At 73.6% G+C, this 303-nt stretch carries 1 pseudogene; it reads left to right on the top strand.

Annotated elements, in window-relative coordinates:
• Positions 1–303: pseudogene (locus tag LPA42_RS33520) on the top strand (hypothetical protein); the annotation flags it as partial.

The raw sequence follows: 303 nt of genomic DNA, 5'->3' as shown, positions 1-303 counted from the left end.
ACGGCACCATCCTGCTCGTCACCGCCGGCGGCGACAGGGTAGTGCGGCTGTGGGACCCCAACAGCCTGCAACCCGCCGGCGAGCTCCACGGCCACACCGACGCCGTGTACGCGGTGGGGACCTGGACCCGGCCGGACGGCACCATCCTGCTCGTCACCGCCGGCGGCGACCGGGTGGTGCGGCTGTGGGACCCCAACAGCCTGCAACCCGCCGGCGAGCTCCACGGCCACACCGACGCCGTGTACGCGGTGGGGACCTGGACTCGACCGGACGACAACGCCACTCTGCTCGTCACCGCCGGCG

Source organism: Micromonospora sp. DH13, from assembly GCF_020873825.1.
GTDB lineage: Bacteria > Actinomycetota > Actinomycetes > Mycobacteriales > Micromonosporaceae > Micromonospora > Micromonospora haikouensis.
This window is presented reverse-complemented; position numbering and strand designations above follow the sequence as displayed.